This is a genomic window from Amycolatopsis xylanica (genome assembly GCF_900107045.1).
GTDB lineage: Bacteria > Actinomycetota > Actinomycetes > Mycobacteriales > Pseudonocardiaceae > Amycolatopsis > Amycolatopsis xylanica.
Genome location: NZ_FNON01000010.1, coordinates 140,972 through 157,850, shown reverse-complemented (window position 1 = coordinate 157,850; position 16,879 = coordinate 140,972). Strand labels below are relative to the sequence as shown.

Sequence of the window (16,879 nt, the reverse complement as noted above, 5' to 3'; positions counted from 1 at the left end):
TCGATCCGCACCTGCGGGCCAGAGAGCTATTCCATTCCGGATTTGCGGAATTCCGCTGTACTCCATTCAGCGGAGCGGCAAAATTTACTTCACCCGGTTGAGAAATCCGTTGGTGATCAACCATCCGACATTGATCGGGGTCGGTGCGCCCGGCACCAGTGCGGCGTCGAGTTGATATTGCGTGCCACCACCCGGTTGTGCGAACCACGGCGCGATCGGGCCCGAATGGACCTTGAACTCCTTGATCACCTTGTACACGTGGTAGTTGCACGAAGCGGCCGGAACACTGGTCAGGCTTTGCGGCGGGATCGACCTCGACGAATACGGCGCGCCCTTCGGTGCCAGGAAAGAGCCGTATTCGCTGCCGAAACGATCAATGGCCAAGCCGGGGTTGAGCGTGATGGTGAATTGGATCGGCGTGCCGTCGGGGTAAAGCACATAGCCGTCCTTGGGCGGATAACGCCAGGACGAAGCCGTGGAATCGTAGAAGGCTTCGAGGAATCTTTGCTCGGTCAGGTACCCCGTCCGCTGGTATCCACGCAGCTCGCGGCCGACCTCACCCGCCACGGGCAGTTTTTCCGGGCCGAGGCGCTTGTCACCGTGGTAGAAGGTGTCCGAGCATTCGGTGAGCCTGCCGGTCTCCTGCGCGTACGCGGTGGTCGGGGCGAGCAGCAGTGCGAGAGCCGCGAAAACCGTTGCTGTGCGTCTGAAGGGCATTACCCGACCTCACCGCGAAACCCTTGCGGTGTCGAGAGTCTGAACGGGTTACCCACCGGGATAAAGCGGGCTTTACTCCGCGGAGTAAAGCCCGCTTTATCCCGGGGCTCAGCCGTGGATGCGGCCGCTCAGTTCGGCGAGCCGCTTGCCCCCTCCGCCCCAGCGCAGCGCGATGATCTCCGCCGCGATGGACACGGCCGTCTCCTCGGGGGTGCGTGCGCCGAGGTCGAGCCCGATTGGCGAGGAGAGTTTTTCCAGCTCGTGCTCGGTCAGCCCGGCGTCGCGCAGGCGGGAGAACCGGTCGTCGTGCGTCTTGCGTGAGCCCATCGCGCCGACGTAGCCGACGTCGAGGCGCAGCGCGACCTCCAGCAGCGGCACGTCGAACTTCGGGTCGTGGGTGAGCACGGCGATCGCGGTGCGGCGGTCGATCTTGCCCGCGTCGGCCTGCGCCTTGAGGTAGCGGTGCGGCCAGTCGACGACGACCTCGTGCGCGTCGGGGAACCGGCTGGCGGTGGCGAACACCGGCCGCGCGTCGCAGACGGTGACCTCGTAGCCCAGGTAGGCGCCCATCTTGGCCATCGCGGCCGCGAAGTCGATCGCGCCGAAGACGAGCAGGCGCGGCGGCGGCTCGAACGAGTTCACGAACACCGTCATGCCCTCGCCGCGGCGCTGGCCGTCCGGGCCGTAGTGCAGGACGTCGGTGCGCCCGGTGGCGAGCAACCCGCGCGCGTCGTCGGCGACGGCGTCGTTCATCCGGGAGGAGCCCAGCGTGCCGGTGACCCGGTCCGGCCAGACGATCAGGTGACGGCCGACGAGCCCGGTCAGCTCGTGCTCGATCACGGTCACGATCGCGACCGGCTCGCCGTCGCGCACGGAGGCGACGACCTCGCCCAGCTCCGGCAGTGATTCCCGGTCGACCTGCTCGACGTAGATGTCGATGATCCCGCCGCAGGTCAGCCCGACGGCGAACGCGTCGTCGTCGGTGACGCCGTAGCGCTGCAGCACGGGCGCGCGGTCCTCGACCACCTGCTGTGCCAGCTCGTAGACGGCGCCCTCGACGCAGCCGCCGGAGACACTTCCGGTGACCTCGCCGTCCGGCCCGACCAGCATCGCCGCGCCGGGTTCCCTCGGCGCCGACGAGAAGGTCGCCACCACGGTGCCGACGCCCACGGTCTCGCCTGCCGACCAGCGGCGGTGCAACTCGTCCAACACATCACGCATTGCGGATCTCCACGAGCAGTCGTTCCAGGGTCGCCAGGCTGTGCCCGGCGAGCAGCGCGTCCAGATGCGGCAGCGCGGCGGCGATCCCGGACTGCACCGGCGCGTAACCGTCCCGCCCCGCATGGGGATTAACCCAGAGTACGGCGTGCGCGAGCCTGCGCGCCCGTGCGAGCTGCTCGGCGAGCAGGCCCGGGTCGCCCCGCTCCCACCCGTCGGAGAACACCACTACCACCGCCTGCCTGGCCAAACCCCGTTGTCCCCACCGGTCGAGGAAGACTCTGAGCGTCTCGCCAAGCCGAGTCCCGCCCGCGAAATCCGGCACGGCCTCCCCGGCCGCGAGCATGGCGCGCTCCGGATCGCGTTGCCGCAGCTGGCGGGACACCCTGGTCAGCCGGGTGCCGAGGGTGAAGGCCTCCGTGCTGGACGGCGCGCTCCTGACCACGACATGCGCGAACCGGAGCAGCGCGTCGGCGTACGGGCTCATCGAACCCGAGACGTCGATGAGCAGGACGACGCGCCGGGGACGTCGCGCGCGATCGCGGTACGCGAGCTGGGTGAGTTCGCCGCCGCCGGCAAGCATCCCGCGCAGCGTCCTGGCCGGGTCGAGACGGCCTCGCTTCGACGGCCGCCGGCGCAGTGATGATCTTTTCGGCGGCGCTGGGCGGAGTACGGCGAAAAGTTCGCGGAGATGTTCGCGCTCGGCGATCGAAAGTTCGCCGAGATCGCGATGCCGCAGGATCTCGGTGTCGCTCGCGGCCGCGTTGAGCTGCTCGGGCGCTTGCGAAGACTCGCCGTTCTGCCGTCCCCCGGTGAGCGTGGCCATTTTCGACTTGCGCTCGCGGGTGACGGGTTTGGACACGCGACGCGGCGGCTCGTCGCCGAACCACCGCGCGAAAGCGTCTTCGTAGCGGGGCAGGTCGTCGGGATCCGCGCAGAGGGTCAGCCTGCCCGCCCAGTACAGCTGGGCAGGCTCGGCGAGGTCGAGCCGTTCGACGGCGTCGAGGTACGCCTGCACGCGATGCGCGTCGCAGGGCAGCCCGGCTTCACGCAGCGCGGTCGTGAAACCGACGAAACCCGGGAGCGGATCCATGGGTCCATTGTGCGCTCATCGGGAGGTAGAAGTGCGGTCTGGCGGCCGATCCTCCCCAGGCCGGGCGCCAGACCGCGCTCTTCGCAGCGACCATGGCCTGGTAGCGAGTAGGCCGGGCGCGAAGAGATCGGGGAAAGCTGAAGTGAACAACGAAACCGGGGCGTGGACGATCACGCTTCGGGACCGTGACGCAGTCCGCTGTGTAGCTCGGTTCGCACGATCCCTCCCCTCCGGTCGTCGTCTCTGTGATGTGCACAAGAATGACCGACCAGATCACTGTGGTCAAAGGATTTAAGCACCGCTACGGTGTGCGCATGATCTTGCGCCGCTTGGCCTTCGCGGCGATGGCCGCACTCACCGTGACCACCGCGCTCACCGCCGGAGCCCAGGCGTCGGCGCCGACACCGGTCGTGTTCGACACCGACATGGATTTCGACGACGCGGCCACGCTCGCTTATCTCTGCCAAGCACACAAACGGCACCGCATCGAACTGCGCGCGGTCACCGTGGTCAACAACGGCTCCGGGACGCCGGGCCGCGCGCTCACGCATACCCGCACGATTCTCGAAAAGTGCGGCCTGGGCGGCATTCCGGTGGCCGACGGCTCGGACAAGGGCGTCAACGCGCCGACTCCGGACGCGCGTGCCTGGACCGAGAAGGTGCTTTCGGGCGCGCTCGGGGACGGAAACCGGCCGGATCGGCCGTCGGTGCTTCCGGCTTCGCTGCTGTTCGCGGCGAGTGTCCTCACCGCGCGCACGCCGGTCGTGGTGGTCGCGACGGGTCCGCTCACGAACGTCGCGAAGGCGACGCGGTTGCCGGGTGTCGCCGGGAAGATCAGCCGGATTTCGGTGATGGGCGGGGCTTTCGGGGTGCCGGGGAATGTCGAAGCGCCTCACGCGGATGGCTCACAGGAGACCAACATCTGGCTGGATCCCGTTTCAGCGCGCGAGGTGTTCCAGCGGTCGCGAGTGGACATCGTGCCGCTCGACGCGACCAACGATGTACCGATCACGCCCACGTTCGTGCAGCGCCTCGACACGTCCAAGACTCCGGAAAGCCTTATGGTGCACGGAATCCTGACGCAGCCGGACATCTGGCCGTTCATCGAGCAGGGTGTGGGCTACTGGTGGGACACGCTCGCCGCGTCCGCCGCCTTCGACACGGTGAACCCGGTCGAGTTCCGCGAAGACCGCGTCGACGTCATCGTGACCGGCGATGCGGCGGGCCGCACGGTGATCAGCGCCGGAGGCACGCCGCAACGCGTTGGCCGCCATGGGAATCTCGCCGCTTACGAAGCGGGCTACTTCGCGATGCTCAACGGGAGTTATTGAGGGGAAGGGCAAATGTGGCGTGCCCGATGCGGCTGGGTGAGGGCCTTCCTCACCCGGTTGCAGGTGGTCAGGGCCTCCCTCACCCGACATTTCGGGTGAGGGAGGCCCTGACTCGGTGGGTTCGGGTGAGGGAGGCCCTGACCCAAGCCCACCGACTGCGAGGCGGGTCCCTCGGGGGTCGTGAGTGTTTAGGCCGGTTAGAACCGGCCGTACCACTCACGACCCCCGAGCCCAAGCCGACAGTCACGCCACCTTTGCGTTCCCCCTCATTAAGCGAGCAGGGTGTCGAGTTTGGCGCGGACCCGGTCGAGGTCTTCGCTGTACTTGAGCACCGCGCCGAGGGTGCGGGCGGCGGACTCGGCGTCGAGTTCGTCGCGGCCCAGCGCGAGCAGCGCCTGTGTCCAGTCGAGGGATTCGGCGACGCCGGGCGGTTTGAGGAGTTCGAGCTCGCGCAGGCGGCGGACGGCGACCGCGACCTGGGTGGCGAGCCGTTCGCCGACGCCGGGCAGGCGCCCGCGCAGGATGGCGACCTCGCGGGCCAGGTCGGGGTGATCCAGCCAGTGGTAGAGGCAGCGGCGCTTGAGCGCGTCGTGCACCTCGCGGGTGCGGTTCGAGGTGAGCACCACGATCGGCTTCCGCTGGGCGCGGATCTCGCCGAGTTCGGGGATGGTCACCGCGTTCTCGTCGAGCAGCTGCAGCAGGAACGCCTCGAACTCGTCGTCGGCGCGGTCGATCTCGTCGATCAGCAGCACGCACGGCGCTTCGCGCAGCGCCCGCAGCAAGGGCCTGGCCAGCAGGAACCGCTCGGTGTAGAGCGACTGCTCCGCGGTTTCGACGTCGAGCGCGCCGTTGGCGGCTTCGAGTGCGCGCAGGTGCAGGAGCTGGCGCGGGAAGTCCCATTCGTACAGTGCCTGCGCCGCGTCGATGCCCTCGTGGCATTGCAGGCGGATGAGCGGGATGTCGAACGCCTGCGCAAGCGCGACCGCGAGCGAGGTCTTGCCGGTGCCGGGTTCGCCTTCGCAGAACAGCGGGCGGCCCATGCTCAGCGTGAGGAAGGCGGCGGTGGCGACGCCGTCGTCGGCGAGATAGCCAACGGCGCCGAGTTTGTCGGCCATCTCCTCGGGTGTCATGGATTCGAGCGTAAGTCACCTGGGCGGTCGACGTCGCGTCCAACGCCGAGGTCGGCGCATTCGACCAGCTGAAGGTCGGTTCTCGTGGCGAGCCAGTCGCGGGCGCCGCGATCACCGCGCGCGGTGTCGGCGATCTCCGGCCACCAGCGCCTGCCGAGCAGGACGGGGTGCCCTGGGACGCCGTCGTAGCTCGCGCGCGCCGCAGCTTCCGGGCCCGCGGTGGCGCGGACCCTGGCGATGATGTCCGGTCCGACCCAAGGCAGGTCGACGAGGTGCACCAGCACCGAGTCGGCCTCGGTCTCGGTGAAGGCATCGAGCCCGGCGCGCAGGGAGGCGCCCATGCCGGTCGCCCAGTCTGCGGCCTCGACGGCGATCGACGGGTCGGGCAGCAGCGCGCGGACGTCGTCGGCCTGGGCGCCGAGCACGACCCGGATGGGCCCGCAGCCGCCTTCGGTCAGTGTGCGCAACGCGCGCAGCAGCAACGGTTCGCCGTCGAGCTCGGCCAGTGCCTTCGGGCCGCCGAAGCGGCGTCCCGCACCGGCCGCGAGGAGCAGGCCGCCCGCTTCAGCCACGCCTGGCCCTGGCGGGCGCGGTGACGGCGAGATCGGCTTCGATGCGCTTCGCCGTGTTCAGCAGCGGCGGCAGGAGGTCTTCGCGCATGGACTCCGGGGTCGTGCGGCTGGCGTGGGTGGAGAGGTTGACGGCCGCGATGACGCGGCCCTGCCGGTTCCGGATCGGCGCGGCGAGCGAGCGCAGGCCCTCCTCGAGCTCCTGGTCGACCATCGCCCAGCCCTGCGCGCGGACCTGCGCGACCTCGGCACGCAGCGCGTCGTCCGAGGTCAGGGTGTGCGCGGTGAGCGGGTCGAGCTTCGCGACCATCAAGTACGCCTCGAACTCGGCGACGCTCAGCCCGGACAGCAGGACGTGGCCCATCGAGGTGGCGTACGCGGGGAACCGGGTGCCGACGTTGATGCTGACCGTCATGATCCGGGAGACGGCCACCCGCGCGACGTAGACGACGTCGGTGCCCTCGAGCACGGAGACCGAACTGGACTCGCGCACCTCCGAGGAGAGCGACTCCAGGTGCGGCTGCGCGACCTCGGGCAGCGACATGCTCGACAGGTAGGAGTAGCCGAGTTCGAGCACCTTCGCGGTGAGCGAGAAGTACTTGCCGTCGGTGCGGACGTAGCCGAGGTCGGCGAGGGTGAGCAGGAACCGGCGGGCGGCGGCCCTGGTCAGCCCGGTCGAGCGGGCCACGTCGCTGAGGGTGAGCTCGGCCGCGTCGGAATGGAACGCCTTGATCACCGCCAGGCCCCGTTCCAGCGACTGCACGTGGTGCGCGCCGCGCTCTGCCTCTTCCATCCGCCCAGCTTAGCCCGCGGTGACCTCCCCCAGCTCGGTCAGGACACGTTGCGCGATGGCGAAAGCCGCGTTCGCGGCGGGCGCGCCGACGTACACGGCGGTGTGGAGGATGGTTTCGCTGATCTCGTCCGCCGTGAGTCCATTGTGGATGGCCACCCGGACGTGCATGGCCAGTTCTTCGTGCGCTTGCAACGAAGTGAGCACGCCGAGGGTGATGAAGCTGCGGATGCGCCGGTCGATGCCGTCACGCGACCACACCGAACCCCAGGCCGAGCGGGTGATGTAGTCCTGGAACGGCTGGGAGAACGGCGTGGCCGCGGCGCTCGCCCTGTCGACGTGCGCGTCGCCGAGCACCTCGCGGCGCACCTTCATGCCCGTTTCGTAAAGGTCGTCAGTCATCGCTCCCCTTGAGGTGGTCCAGGATGAGCTGGGTGAACGCCTCGGGCTGCTCGACGTTGCCGAGATGCGCGGCGCCTTCGACGATCTCCAGCCGGGCGCCGGGGATCCCGTCCACGATGCGCCGGGCGTGCTCGACCGGGGTCGCCACGTCCTCGCTGCCCGCGATGACCAGGGTCGGCGCGGTGATCTTCGGCAGGTCGCCGGCGAGGTCCATCCGTTCGAGTGCCTGGCAAGACGCGATGTAGCCGTCCTGGGGCGTGCTGACCAGCATGTCGCGCAAGGACTGGCGATCACCGGTGAACGACGGGGTGACCCAGCGCGCGAGGCCGCCGTCCGCGATCGCTTCGAGCCCACCCGCGCGGACCGTGTTGGCCCGGTCGACCCACATGCTGGGCGGCCCGAGTTCAGCCGACGTGCAGCACAAGGTCAGCGAGCGGATCCTCTCGGGCGCGTGCGCGCCGAGCCACATCCCGGTCATGCCGCCGAGTGAGAGGCCGACCAGGTGCGCGCGCTCGATGCCGAGCTTGTCCAGCAGCGCGAGGACGTCCTCCCCGAAGTCGGGGATGGCGTACGGCCCAGGCGGCACGGGCGACGCGCCGTGGCCGCGGTGGTCGTAGGCGATGGTGCGGTACCCCGACGCCGCGACCGTGCGGACCTGGTCATCCCACATGCGCAGGCTGCTGCCCACGGAACCGCTGAACACCACGGGGATGCCGTCACCGAAGGTCTCGTAGTGCACAGCGACGCTCATGCGTGTCCTTTTCGCTTGTGGTGGGCCGAAAGCGCGCGCTCGACGAAGGCCTGGGCGCTTCCGAGGTACCCCGATGGGTCCAGTAACCCCACAATAGCGGCGCGGTCGAGATGCTTGCCCACCAACGGATGCGCGGCCAGCAGGTCTGCCAGCGCACCCTCGCCCTCGGCCGCGCGGCGGCTGCACTCGGCGACCGCGTCGTGCGCGGCGAGCCGTCCGGCTTTGTCCACCAAGACCCCGGTGACCCGCTCGGTCATCAGCTCATCGCGGACGTTCTCCCGCATCGCGTGTTCGTCGACGCGCAGCCGCTCGAGACTCGTGCGCAGCCAATGCACGGCCGAGCCGGTGCTCCGCAGCAGTTCCTGAATCGGCCGCCACTCGGCGTGCCAGGCACCCGCCGCGCGCTGATGTTCTTGTTCCATCGCGGCGAAGACACTCGCGACCAGCCCCGGCGCCGGGCGGGCGCAGGCCAGCACCGCGACCGCCGCGACCGGATTCCGCTTGTGCGGCAAGGTGGACGAGCCGCCGGAGCCTGCCGGTCCCTGCTCGAAGACCTCGCCGATCTCGGTCTGCGCCAGCAGCGTGACGCTGCGCGCGATCCGCGCGGCGGCCCCATCGACCTCACCCAGCAGTCCGGCGAGTGCGGCGACGCGGGTGCGCTCGGTGTGCCAAGGCAGCTGGGGTTCGTCGAGCTGGAGCCGCTCACTGAAGGCCTTGAGCACGGCCGGGCCGTGCTCGCCGTAGGAGGCGAGCGTGCCCGCCGCCCCGCCGAGCTGCGCGGCCGGGCGATACGCGCCGAGTCCGCCGATGACCGTGTCCAACCCGGACAGCCAGCTCGCCGCCACGCATCCGAACGTCGTCGGCAGAGCCTGCTGGAGAAGGGTGCGTCCGGCCTGGACGGTGCGGGCGTGCCGCTCGGCGAGCTCGGCCGCGCGGTCAGCGCAGGCTTCGAGGTCTTCGAGCAACGGGACGAGCGCGCGGGCGACCACCAGCATGAGCGCGCTGTCGAGCACGTCCTGGCTGGTCGCGCCGAAGTGGACATACCCGGCGGCGTCCCCGTGCACCTGCGCGGTCAGCGCCCGCACGAGCGGGCCCGCCGGATTGCCAATGCCGACGGCCTGCGCACCCAGTTCCACGACGTCGTAGTACTCCGCGCGGCACGCCTCGGCGATGGCACTGGCATGCGCGGGTTGGAGCAGCCCAGCGTCGGCGAGGGCGCCCGCGAGCGCGGCCTCGACATCGAGCATGGCCTGCAGCCAGGCTTGATCGCCGAGCTCCGGTTGCACCGGGCCCGCTGCCAGAAGTGGATCGAAGAGGTCAGACATCGAAGAACACTGTCTCGCCCTCTCCTTGAAGGCGCACGTCGAAGCGGTAGCCGTCCTCGGTCTTCGTCGCGATCAAGGTGTGGCGGCGGTCCTCCGGGACGAGGGCGAGCACCTGGTCGGCGCTGTTGTCCTTGTCCTCGAAGTAGATCCGGGTGACCACCCGGTGGAGCAGCCCGCGGGCGAGCACGGAGACGTCGATGTGCGGCGCCTGCGGCAGGCCGCCCGCGCCCGGGACGGCACCGGGAACGACCGTCCGGATCTGGTACTGGCCGCCGGAGTCGGTCGGGCAGCGCCCGAAGCCGCGGAAGCCGTTCCCGGCCGCGCCACGCGGGTCGTCGGGATGATCGAAACGGCCGTCGGCGTCGGCCTGCCAGGTCTCGACCAGCGCGTCCGGGACGGGCTGACCGGCGCCGTCGGACACCGTGCCCCGGATCCAGACCGCGCCAGGGGTGCCCGCGGGAACGACCTCGGGCCCGTCCTCCCAGGGCAGCCCGATGGACAGGAACGGCCCGACCGTCTGCGAAGGCGTGCTCATTCGTCTTCCTCCTCTTCGTCTTCGAAGACCGAGGCGTCGCGGCCGCGCAGGACGATGTCGAACTGGTAGGCCAAGGCCCAGTTGGCCTCGGTGCGGTCGAGGTCGAAGCGGGAGATCATCCGCTGCCGGGCCTTCTCGTCCGGGATGGAGTTGAAGATCGGGTCCTGGCCGAACAGCGGATCGTCCGGGAAGTACATCTGGGTGACCAGCCGCTGGGTGAACGCCGTGCCGAACACCGAGAAGTGGATGTGCGCGGGCCGCCAGGCGTTGTCGTGGTTCTTCCACGGGTACGCGCCCGGCTTGATGGTGGTGAAGGTGTAGCGGCCGTCGTCGTCGGTCAGCGTGCGGCCGACGCCGTCGAAGTTCGGGTCCAGCGGCGAGGGCCACCGGTCCCCGGTGTGCTTGTAGCGTCCGCCCGCGTTGGCCTGCCAGATCTCGACGAGCGAGTTCCGGACCGGCCTGGCGTCACCGTCGAGCAGCCTGCCGGTGACGATGATCCGCTGGCCCTGCGGCTCTCCCGCGTGCTGGCGGGTGAGGTCGTTGTCGAGCTCGCCGAGCCTGCCGGGGCCGAGCAGCGGGCCCGTGACCTCGGTGAGCTGCTGCGGCAGCAGCACCAGCGGCTGCTTCGGGTGGCGCAGCTTGGTCGAGCCGTATCCGGCGTAGTCTAGCGGCGGATGCGTGCCGTCCGGATCACGCGCGTACCGCGGCAACCGCAGGTCTCCCATGGGTTTCCCTCCTAGGCCTCGATGACGACGGCCAGGCCCTGGCCGACTCCGATGCAGATGGCGGCCAGTCCCCAGCCACCACCGCGACGGCGCAGCTCGTAGGCCAGTGAGGCGAGGATCCGCCCGCCGGACGCGCCGAGCGGATGACCGATCGCGATGGCGCCGCCGTTGACGTTGACGAGTGCCGGGTCGAGCTTCGGCCAGTCGGCCAGGCACGCGAGCGACTGCGCGGCGAACGCCTCGTTCAGCTCGACCGCCGTGAGGTCCGCCCAGCCGATCCCGGCACGCTCCAGCGCGATCTCGGCCGCCTTGACCGGCCCGATCCCGAACACGTCCGGGTCGACACCCGCCGCGCCCCGCCCGGCGATCCTGGCCAGCGGCCGCTTGCCAAGCCGGTCCGCCGCGGCCGCGTCACCGAGCAGCAACGCGGACGCGCCGTCGTTGAGCGGGGACGAGTTGCCGGCCGTGACCGTCCCTTGTGGACGGAAGGCGGGCTTGAGCCTGGCCAGCTTGTCCACGCTCGAATCCGGCCTGATGCCCTCGTCCCGGTCGAGACCCCCGACGGGGATGACATGCGTGTCGTAGAAGCCGCCATCCCAGGCTTTCGCCGCGTTGACATGGCTCTTGACCGCGAACGCGTCCTGCTCGTCACGCCCGATGCCGTAGCGCTCGGCGAGCATTTCGGTGGACTCGCCGAGCGAGACCGTCCACCGCTCCGGCATCTCGGGGTTGACCATGCGCCAGCCCAGCGTGCTGGAGTGCAGCGTCTGCGGCGTGCTCGGGAACACCTTCTCCGGCTTGAGCAGGATCCACGGCGCCCGGCTCATCGACTCGACACCGCCGGCCACCACCAGCGAAGCGTCGCCGACCTGCACGGCACGGCTGGCCTGCATGACCGCGTCCAGCCCGGAGCCGCACAGCCGGTTGACCGTGCTGCCCGGCACCGACGTCGGCCAGCCGGCGAGCAGCGTGGCCATCCGCGCCACGTTCCTGTTGTCCTCGCCCGCGCCGTTGGCGTCGCCGAGTATCACCTCGTCGACCGTCGCCGGGTCGAGGTCGTTGCGCTCGCCGAGCGCCTTGACCACGGTGGCGGCGAGGTCGTCGGGACGGACGCCGGAGAGCGCGCCGCCGTACCGGCCGAACGGGGTACGGACCGCGTCGAGGATGAAGGTCTCGCTCATGCCGCTTTCAGCTCCCTCAGCACGCGGAGTTCGGCCTCGGTCGGCGCCGGGGTCTCGCCGAGTTCCGCCGAGACCTTGAGGTTCCAGCCGGTGGCGGCCCTGACCTGGTCCAGGTCGATACCGGGGTGGAGTTCGGCCAGCACCAGCTCACGGGTATCGGGATCGGGGCGCAGGATGCCGAGGTCGGTGACCACCAGTGTGGGGCCCGCGCCGGGCAGGCCCAGGCGTTCGCGGTCGCCCTTGCCGGTGCCGTGACCGAACGAAGTGATGAAGTCGACCCGCTCGACGAACGCGCGCGCGTTCTGCCGCAGCACCACGAAGACCTCGCGGCAGGAGGCGGCGATCTCGGGGGCGCCGCCCGCGCCGGGCAGCCGGACCTTCGGATCGTGGTAGTCGGAGCCGATGACCGTGGTGTTGATGTTGCCGAACTTGTCCAGCTGCGCGGCGCCGAGGAAGCCGACGTCGATCCGGCCGGGCTGGAGCCAGTAGTTGAACACCTCCGGCACGCTGATCACCGCGTCCGAGGTGTCGGCCAGCTCACCGTCCCCAATGGACAGTGGCAGCCGGGAAGGCTTGGCGCCCAGGCAGCCCGACTCGTAGACCAGGGTGAGCCCCGGGGCATGGGTGCGCCTGGCCAGGTTCGCCGCCGTGCTCGGCAGGCCGATGCCGACGAAGCACGACATGCCGTCCCCGAGCGCGCGCGAGGCTGCAACGCTCATCATCTCGTCCGAGCTGTACTCGCTCACGCCGCCACCCCCGCCAGCCATTTGGTGAACTCCGCGCGATCACGGCTGATCGCGTCCCAGGCCTGGTACGCGCCGTTGTCCCGCTCGTAGTACCCCGCCGCGTAGGACGGCGAAGCACCGCCGGGCACTTCGGCGACCGCGGTGACCACCCAGGCGGGCAGCACCACCGCGCCCGGCCTCGGTTCCAGCTCGTCGACGATCTCCTCCACGGTCACCAGTGACCGCTTGGCCGCGAGCACGGCCTCCTTCTGCACTCCGGCGATACCCCAGAGCTGGACGTTGCCCGCCCGGTCCACGCGCTGGGCGTGCACGATGGTGACGTCCGGGTTCAGCGCGGGAACGGCGGTGAGCACCTCACCGGTGAACGGGCAGGTGATCGGCTTGATCGTCTCGGTCTGGGCGGCCAGATCCGTGCCGGTGTAGCCACGCAGCACGGCGAACGGCAGCCCGGAGGCGCCCGCGACGTACCTGTTCGCCATGCCGGCGTGACTGTGTTCTTCGATCTCCAGCGGCACCGGCCAGGAGTGCTGGACGGCGTCCCGGAACCGGTGCAGCGACCCGACTCCGGGATTGCCGCCCCACGAGAAGATCAGCTTGCGCGCGCAGCCGGCGCCGATCAGCTGGTCGTAGACGATGTCCGGGGTCATCCTGACCAGCGTGAGATCCCGGCGGCCCTGCCGGATGATCTCCTGCCCGGCCGCCACCGGGATCAGATGCGTGAAGCCTTCGAGTGCGACGGTGTCGCCATCGTGGACCAGCTCGGCCACGGCATCACTCAACGACACCACCTTCGCCACGACTCTCACCTCTCCTTGAACTGTTCGGATTGCGCACACACGTTCTACATATGAACATACGCCTTTGCGTGGCGGCCGTCCAGCACCCCGGCCGCGATTAGCTCGTCCGGGTCGGCGGCAGCCACTCGACGACCTTGAAGTCGCCGCTTTCGACCGTCTCGAAAGGCGCGCTGCTCAGGCATTTCGGCACCGACTCGGTTCCGGTGGTGTCGAGCGCCCAGCTGTAGCCGACCCGGTCGCGCCTGCCGTGGTCGTAGACGGTCATGCCGCGGCGCACCCCTTGCAGCCCCGGCACGTTCGTGGCGGTGACGACGCCGGTGAGCACGGCGACCGGGCCGCCGACGAGCAGGCAGTCGACGGTCCCCTCGAACCAGCCCGACTCCCCACCGAACGCGTGGTAGACACGGAAAGTGCCGCGGGCGTCGGTGGCGAAACCGTGCGCGTCGAAGGTGAATTGGACGTCGTCTCCCGCTGGCCGGTACATCTTCGCGTGCCCGGCGAGGCTCGGTTCCGTAGGTTTCCCGGCGGTTTCGACGGCACTCGCCGTGCCGGTCGCGGCGAGCACGAGTGCGACACCGACGGCGGCGGCTTGCTTGCGGTACATCTGGTGACCCCCTTGTCCGAGCGGGAATTTCCCGCCGCGACAAGACTCCCGGCGCACGAGACCCGGCGGCTCACCCGCGGAGGGGAACGTGCTCCCCCATCGGTGCCTTAGGCTGTCGGCGTGCGACCGAAGATCGCCGTCACGAGGCGGATTCCAGACGAAGCGATGCAGGTACTGGCCGAAGCGGGCGAGGTGGTCGTCTCCACGGAGGACCGGCCGCTGACGCCCGATGAGCTGCACGACCTCATCCGGGGCGCGTCCGCCGTGGTGAGCATGGCGTTCGACCGGATCGACCCGGCCAAGATCGGCCCGGAGCTGCGCGTCGTCTCCAATGTCGCCGTCGGCTACGACAATCTCGACGTGCCCGGGTTCGCCGAGCGCGGCGTGGTCGTGACGAACACGCCTGGCGTGCTGACCGACGCGACCGCCGACCTCGCGTTCGGGCTGCTGCTCGCGGTGACGCGGCGGCTCGGCGAGGGGGAACGGCTCCTGCGCGCGAAGCAGCCGTGGTCGTTCCATCTCGGCTTCATGCTGGGCGCCGGGCTGCAGGGCAAGACGCTCGGCATCGTCGGGCTCGGCCAGATCGGCCAGGCGTTCGCCAAGCGCGCGCTCGCGTTCGGGCTGCGGATCGTCTACTCAGGACGGTCCAGGGTCGCGCCCGAGATCGAGGAAGCCTTGGGCGCCAAGTACTTGCCGTTCGACGAGCTGATCGCGACGTCGGATTTCGTTTCACTGCACTGCCCGCTGACGCCCGCGACGCGGCACCTGATCAACGCGGACGTCCTGCGTGCCATGAAGCCGAGCGCGTATCTGGTGAACACCACGCGCGGCCCGGTCGTCGACGAACCGGCGCTGGCGGACGCCTTGCTGGCGGGCGAGATCGCGGGCGCGGCGCTCGACGTGTTCGAGAAGGAGCCCGAGGTGGAACCCCGGCTTCTGGAGCTGGACAACGTGGTGGTGATGCCGCACCTGGGCTCGGCCACCGTCGAGACCAGGACCGAGATGGCGCTGCTGGCCGCGCGCAACGTCGTGTCGGTGCTGGCGGGCACCGGCCCGATCACCGAGGTGCGCCCGTGAAGGTCGTGATCGCTCCCGACAAGTTCAAAGGCAGCGCGACCGCGGTCGAGGCGGCCGACGCCATCGCGCTCGGCGTACTCGACGCGCTCCCCGATGCCTCGGTGGTGCGCTGCCCGGTCGCCGACGGCGGCGAGGGCACGCTCGACGTGCTCGCCGCGGCGGGCGCCGAGATAGTCTCCACGCGGGTGAGCGGACCACTCGGCTCGCCGGTCGACGCCACGTACGCCGTGCTCGACGGCTGCGCCTACGTCGAGTCCGCGCGGGCCTGCGGCATCGAGTTCGTCACACCGTCGCCCTCGGTTTCCTTGCAGGCCAACACTTACGGTGTCGGCGAGCTGATCGCGCACGCGCTGTCCCGCGGGGTCGAGCGGCTGGTGCTGACCGTTGGCGGCACCGCGTCGACCGACGGCGGCGCGGGCATGCTGCAGGCGCTGGGCGCCCAGGTGCTCGACGGTTCGGACGCGCCGATCGGCCTCGGCGGCGGACCGCTGCGCGAAGTGTCCGAAGTGGACTTGACGGCGGTGCTCACCCGGCTGTCGGGCATCACCATCGGTGTCGCGACGGACGTGACCAACCCCCTGCTCGGCCCGTCCGGCGCGGCCGCCGTCTTCGGCCCGCAGAAGGGCGCTTCGCCCGACGAGGTCGCGGCGCTGGAAGAGGCACTGACCGCGTGGGCGCGGGCGTTGCACGTGATCGGCGCCGACGTCGCCGACATCCCCGGCTCCGGCGCGGGCGGCGGGATCGCCGCGGCGGCGCTGGCGCTGGGCGCCTCCGTCGAGTCGGGCTTCGACCTGATCGTCGGGCTGACCGGTGTCGAGTCCGCTTTGGACGGTGCCGACCTGGTCATCACCGGCGAAGGCTCCCTCGACCAGCAAAGCCTCGCGGGCAAGGCGCCTGCCGGAATCGCCCGCCGCGCCCAGGGAATCCCCCTGCTCGCCATCGCGGGCCGGATCGCGCTGGACGACACCCAGCTCGCCGCACTCGGCGTCGTGGGAAGCCGGGCGCTGATCGACCACGCGCCCTCGCTCGAGTACGCGCTGGCCAACACCCCGGCCTTGCTGCGCGCCCAGGCCGCCGACCTGGTCCGGGCCTGGGCTAGGTCGTGAGTGTTCCGGCCGGTTATTTTGAGCGGCAACCCAAACGTGGCGTGTTCTGGGCCGGTGTGCGCTTTCGTGGCCAAGTTCGCCGAGGTGCCCTGAGCCTGGGGGGGTCGTGAGTGGTATGGCCGGTTAGAACCGGCCGGAACACTCACGACGCCTGCTGTGGTCTCGGCGGGTCGGCACGAACGGGGCTTGTGGCACGCTCAGCGGAACGACCGCGGCCAGGTGACACGGGCGGCCCTTGTCACCCAGAGCGTTGCAAGGGCGGCCCTTGTCACGTGCCAAGGGTGGGATGAGCCCGCGCGAGTGGTAACTCTGCTCCGTTGGATGCAGCAGGGTTACCACTCACACACGCATAGCCCTGACCGCGCGGGCAACACTCACGGCTAGGCGAGAGGTTGGTCGGGTTGCTGGAGTACGGCGAAGTTGAGCTGGCCTTCGTCGTCTCGCTGGACGTCGAGGACCTTGTCGTCGAGGATCTCGGCGGCTCCCTGTTCGAGGAACACCTTGGCGCCGGCGTCGGTGCCGAGAATCTGGTCGCCGCTCTGGGGTTCGGGCGCCACGGACAGCGCGAGCGCCGGTTCGGCGTTCTCGTCCTGCTGCATCGCGAACCGGACTCCGGCTGTCTCTTCGTCCAGTTGCGCGGTGAGCGCGCTGATCGCCTCGGCGGCGGCTTCGGTCATCGCAAGCATCTTCGGCCTTCCCTTCGGTCGGTTGAGCGCTCTGCCACCCACCGTAGGGGCAGCGGGATCATGCCGCCGCGTGAGCGAGGCGGACTATGCTCGGCG

19 protein-coding genes are annotated in these 16,879 nt (G+C 70.1%); 3 read left to right on the top strand and 16 right to left on the bottom strand.

Features of this window, described 5'->3' with window-relative positions; translation table 11 throughout:
- Positions 1-84 precede the first annotated feature (84 nt).
- The 3 genes from BLV57_RS35865 to BLV57_RS35855 form a co-directional block, all read right to left on the bottom strand.
- Entirely contained in the window at positions 85-717 is a 633-nt protein-coding gene (locus tag BLV57_RS35865) for a TNT domain-containing protein (protein WP_091297210.1), read from the bottom strand.
- Positions 718-825: 108 nt separating this feature from the next.
- The gene (locus BLV57_RS35860; RefSeq protein ID WP_091297207.1) at positions 826-1,938 is read right to left on the bottom strand and encodes an XdhC family protein; all 1,113 of its coding nucleotides are present in this window, start codon (positions 1,936-1,938) and stop codon (positions 826-828) included.
- The gene (locus BLV57_RS35855) at positions 1,931-3,028 is read right to left on the bottom strand and encodes a vWA domain-containing protein (protein ID WP_091297206.1); all 1,098 of its coding nucleotides are present in this window, start codon (positions 3,026-3,028) and stop codon (positions 1,931-1,933) included. Before BLV57_RS35855 ends, BLV57_RS35860 begins: the two co-directional genes overlap by 8 nt.
- A 260-nt stretch (positions 3,029-3,288) precedes the next feature.
- On the opposite strand from BLV57_RS35855, the gene BLV57_RS35850 reads away from it, so the two are divergent.
- The gene (locus tag BLV57_RS35850; protein ID WP_245757652.1) at positions 3,289-4,359 is read left to right on the top strand and encodes a nucleoside hydrolase; all 1,071 of its coding nucleotides are present in this window, start codon (positions 3,289-3,291) and stop codon (positions 4,357-4,359) included.
- A 269-nt stretch (positions 4,360-4,628) separates the two neighbouring features.
- On the opposite strand, the gene BLV57_RS35845 is transcribed toward BLV57_RS35850, so the two are convergent.
- The 12 genes from BLV57_RS35845 to BLV57_RS35790 form a co-directional block, all read right to left on the bottom strand.
- Positions 4,629-5,489 carry an AAA family ATPase gene (locus BLV57_RS35845; protein ID WP_091297203.1) on the bottom strand — a complete coding sequence of 287 codons (861 nt, stop codon included), beginning with the start codon at positions 5,487-5,489 and terminating at the stop codon, positions 4,629-4,631.
- Positions 5,486-6,061 carry a nucleotidyltransferase family protein gene (locus tag BLV57_RS35840; RefSeq protein ID WP_091297202.1) on the bottom strand — a complete coding sequence of 192 codons (576 nt, stop codon included), beginning with the start codon at positions 6,059-6,061 and terminating at the stop codon, positions 5,486-5,488. The genes BLV57_RS35845 and BLV57_RS35840 overlap by 4 nt, the downstream gene beginning before the upstream one ends.
- Positions 6,054-6,851: an IclR family transcriptional regulator domain-containing protein gene (locus tag BLV57_RS35835; RefSeq protein ID WP_091297200.1), complete on the bottom strand. Its 798-nt coding sequence runs from the start codon at positions 6,849-6,851 to the stop codon at positions 6,054-6,056. Before BLV57_RS35835 ends, BLV57_RS35840 begins: the two co-directional genes overlap by 8 nt.
- Positions 6,852-6,860: 9 nt before the next feature.
- A complete protein-coding gene (pcaC, locus tag BLV57_RS35830; RefSeq protein ID WP_091297198.1) occupies positions 6,861-7,250 on the bottom strand; it encodes a 4-carboxymuconolactone decarboxylase in 390 nt (129 codons plus the stop codon).
- On the bottom strand, positions 7,243-8,001 hold the full coding sequence (gene pcaD / locus BLV57_RS35825) for a 3-oxoadipate enol-lactonase (RefSeq protein ID WP_091297197.1): 759 nt from the start codon (positions 7,999-8,001) through the stop codon (positions 7,243-7,245). Before pcaD ends, pcaC begins: the two co-directional genes overlap by 8 nt.
- A complete protein-coding gene (locus BLV57_RS35820) occupies positions 7,998-9,326 on the bottom strand; it encodes a lyase family protein (RefSeq protein ID WP_091297195.1) in 1,329 nt (442 codons plus the stop codon). The genes pcaD and BLV57_RS35820 overlap by 4 nt, the downstream gene beginning before the upstream one ends.
- Positions 9,319-9,861 carry a protocatechuate 3,4-dioxygenase subunit alpha gene (pcaG, locus tag BLV57_RS35815; RefSeq protein WP_091297194.1) on the bottom strand — a complete coding sequence of 181 codons (543 nt, stop codon included), beginning with the start codon at positions 9,859-9,861 and terminating at the stop codon, positions 9,319-9,321. Before pcaG ends, BLV57_RS35820 begins: the two co-directional genes overlap by 8 nt.
- Positions 9,858-10,586 carry a protocatechuate 3,4-dioxygenase subunit beta gene (gene pcaH, locus BLV57_RS35810; protein WP_091297192.1) on the bottom strand — a complete coding sequence of 243 codons (729 nt, stop codon included), beginning with the start codon at positions 10,584-10,586 and terminating at the stop codon, positions 9,858-9,860. Before pcaH ends, pcaG begins: the two co-directional genes overlap by 4 nt.
- 11 nt (positions 10,587-10,597) lie before the next feature.
- Complete coding sequence (locus BLV57_RS35805; protein WP_091297190.1) at positions 10,598-11,767, bottom strand: thiolase family protein; 1,170 nt, start codon at positions 11,765-11,767, stop codon at positions 10,598-10,600.
- Entirely contained in the window at positions 11,764-12,513 is a 750-nt protein-coding gene (locus BLV57_RS35800) for a CoA-transferase subunit beta (protein ID WP_245757651.1), read from the bottom strand. The genes BLV57_RS35805 and BLV57_RS35800 overlap by 4 nt, the downstream gene beginning before the upstream one ends.
- The gene (locus BLV57_RS35795) at positions 12,510-13,310 is read right to left on the bottom strand and encodes a CoA transferase subunit A (protein ID WP_091297185.1); all 801 of its coding nucleotides are present in this window, start codon (positions 13,308-13,310) and stop codon (positions 12,510-12,512) included. Before BLV57_RS35795 ends, BLV57_RS35800 begins: the two co-directional genes overlap by 4 nt.
- A gap of 97 nt (positions 13,311-13,407) precedes the next feature.
- Positions 13,408-13,914, bottom strand: coding sequence for a hypothetical protein (locus BLV57_RS35790; RefSeq protein ID WP_091297182.1), 507 nt, complete (start codon positions 13,912-13,914; stop codon positions 13,408-13,410).
- Between the two features lie 120 nt (positions 13,915-14,034).
- Between BLV57_RS35790 and BLV57_RS35785 the strand changes: the two genes are divergently transcribed.
- Both BLV57_RS35785 and BLV57_RS35780 read left to right on the top strand, forming a co-directional pair.
- Positions 14,035-14,991, top strand: a complete 957-nt coding sequence (locus tag BLV57_RS35785) for a 2-hydroxyacid dehydrogenase (protein ID WP_091297180.1) — start codon at positions 14,035-14,037, stop codon at positions 14,989-14,991.
- Complete coding sequence (locus BLV57_RS35780; RefSeq protein ID WP_091297177.1) at positions 14,988-16,097, top strand: glycerate kinase; 1,110 nt, start codon at positions 14,988-14,990, stop codon at positions 16,095-16,097. The genes BLV57_RS35785 and BLV57_RS35780 overlap by 4 nt, the downstream gene beginning before the upstream one ends.
- A 380-nt stretch (positions 16,098-16,477) precedes the next feature.
- On the opposite strand, the gene BLV57_RS35775 is transcribed toward BLV57_RS35780, so the two are convergent.
- Positions 16,478-16,783, bottom strand: coding sequence for an iron-sulfur cluster biosynthesis protein (locus BLV57_RS35775; RefSeq protein ID WP_091297174.1), 306 nt, complete (start codon positions 16,781-16,783; stop codon positions 16,478-16,480).
- Positions 16,784-16,879 lie beyond the last annotated feature (96 nt).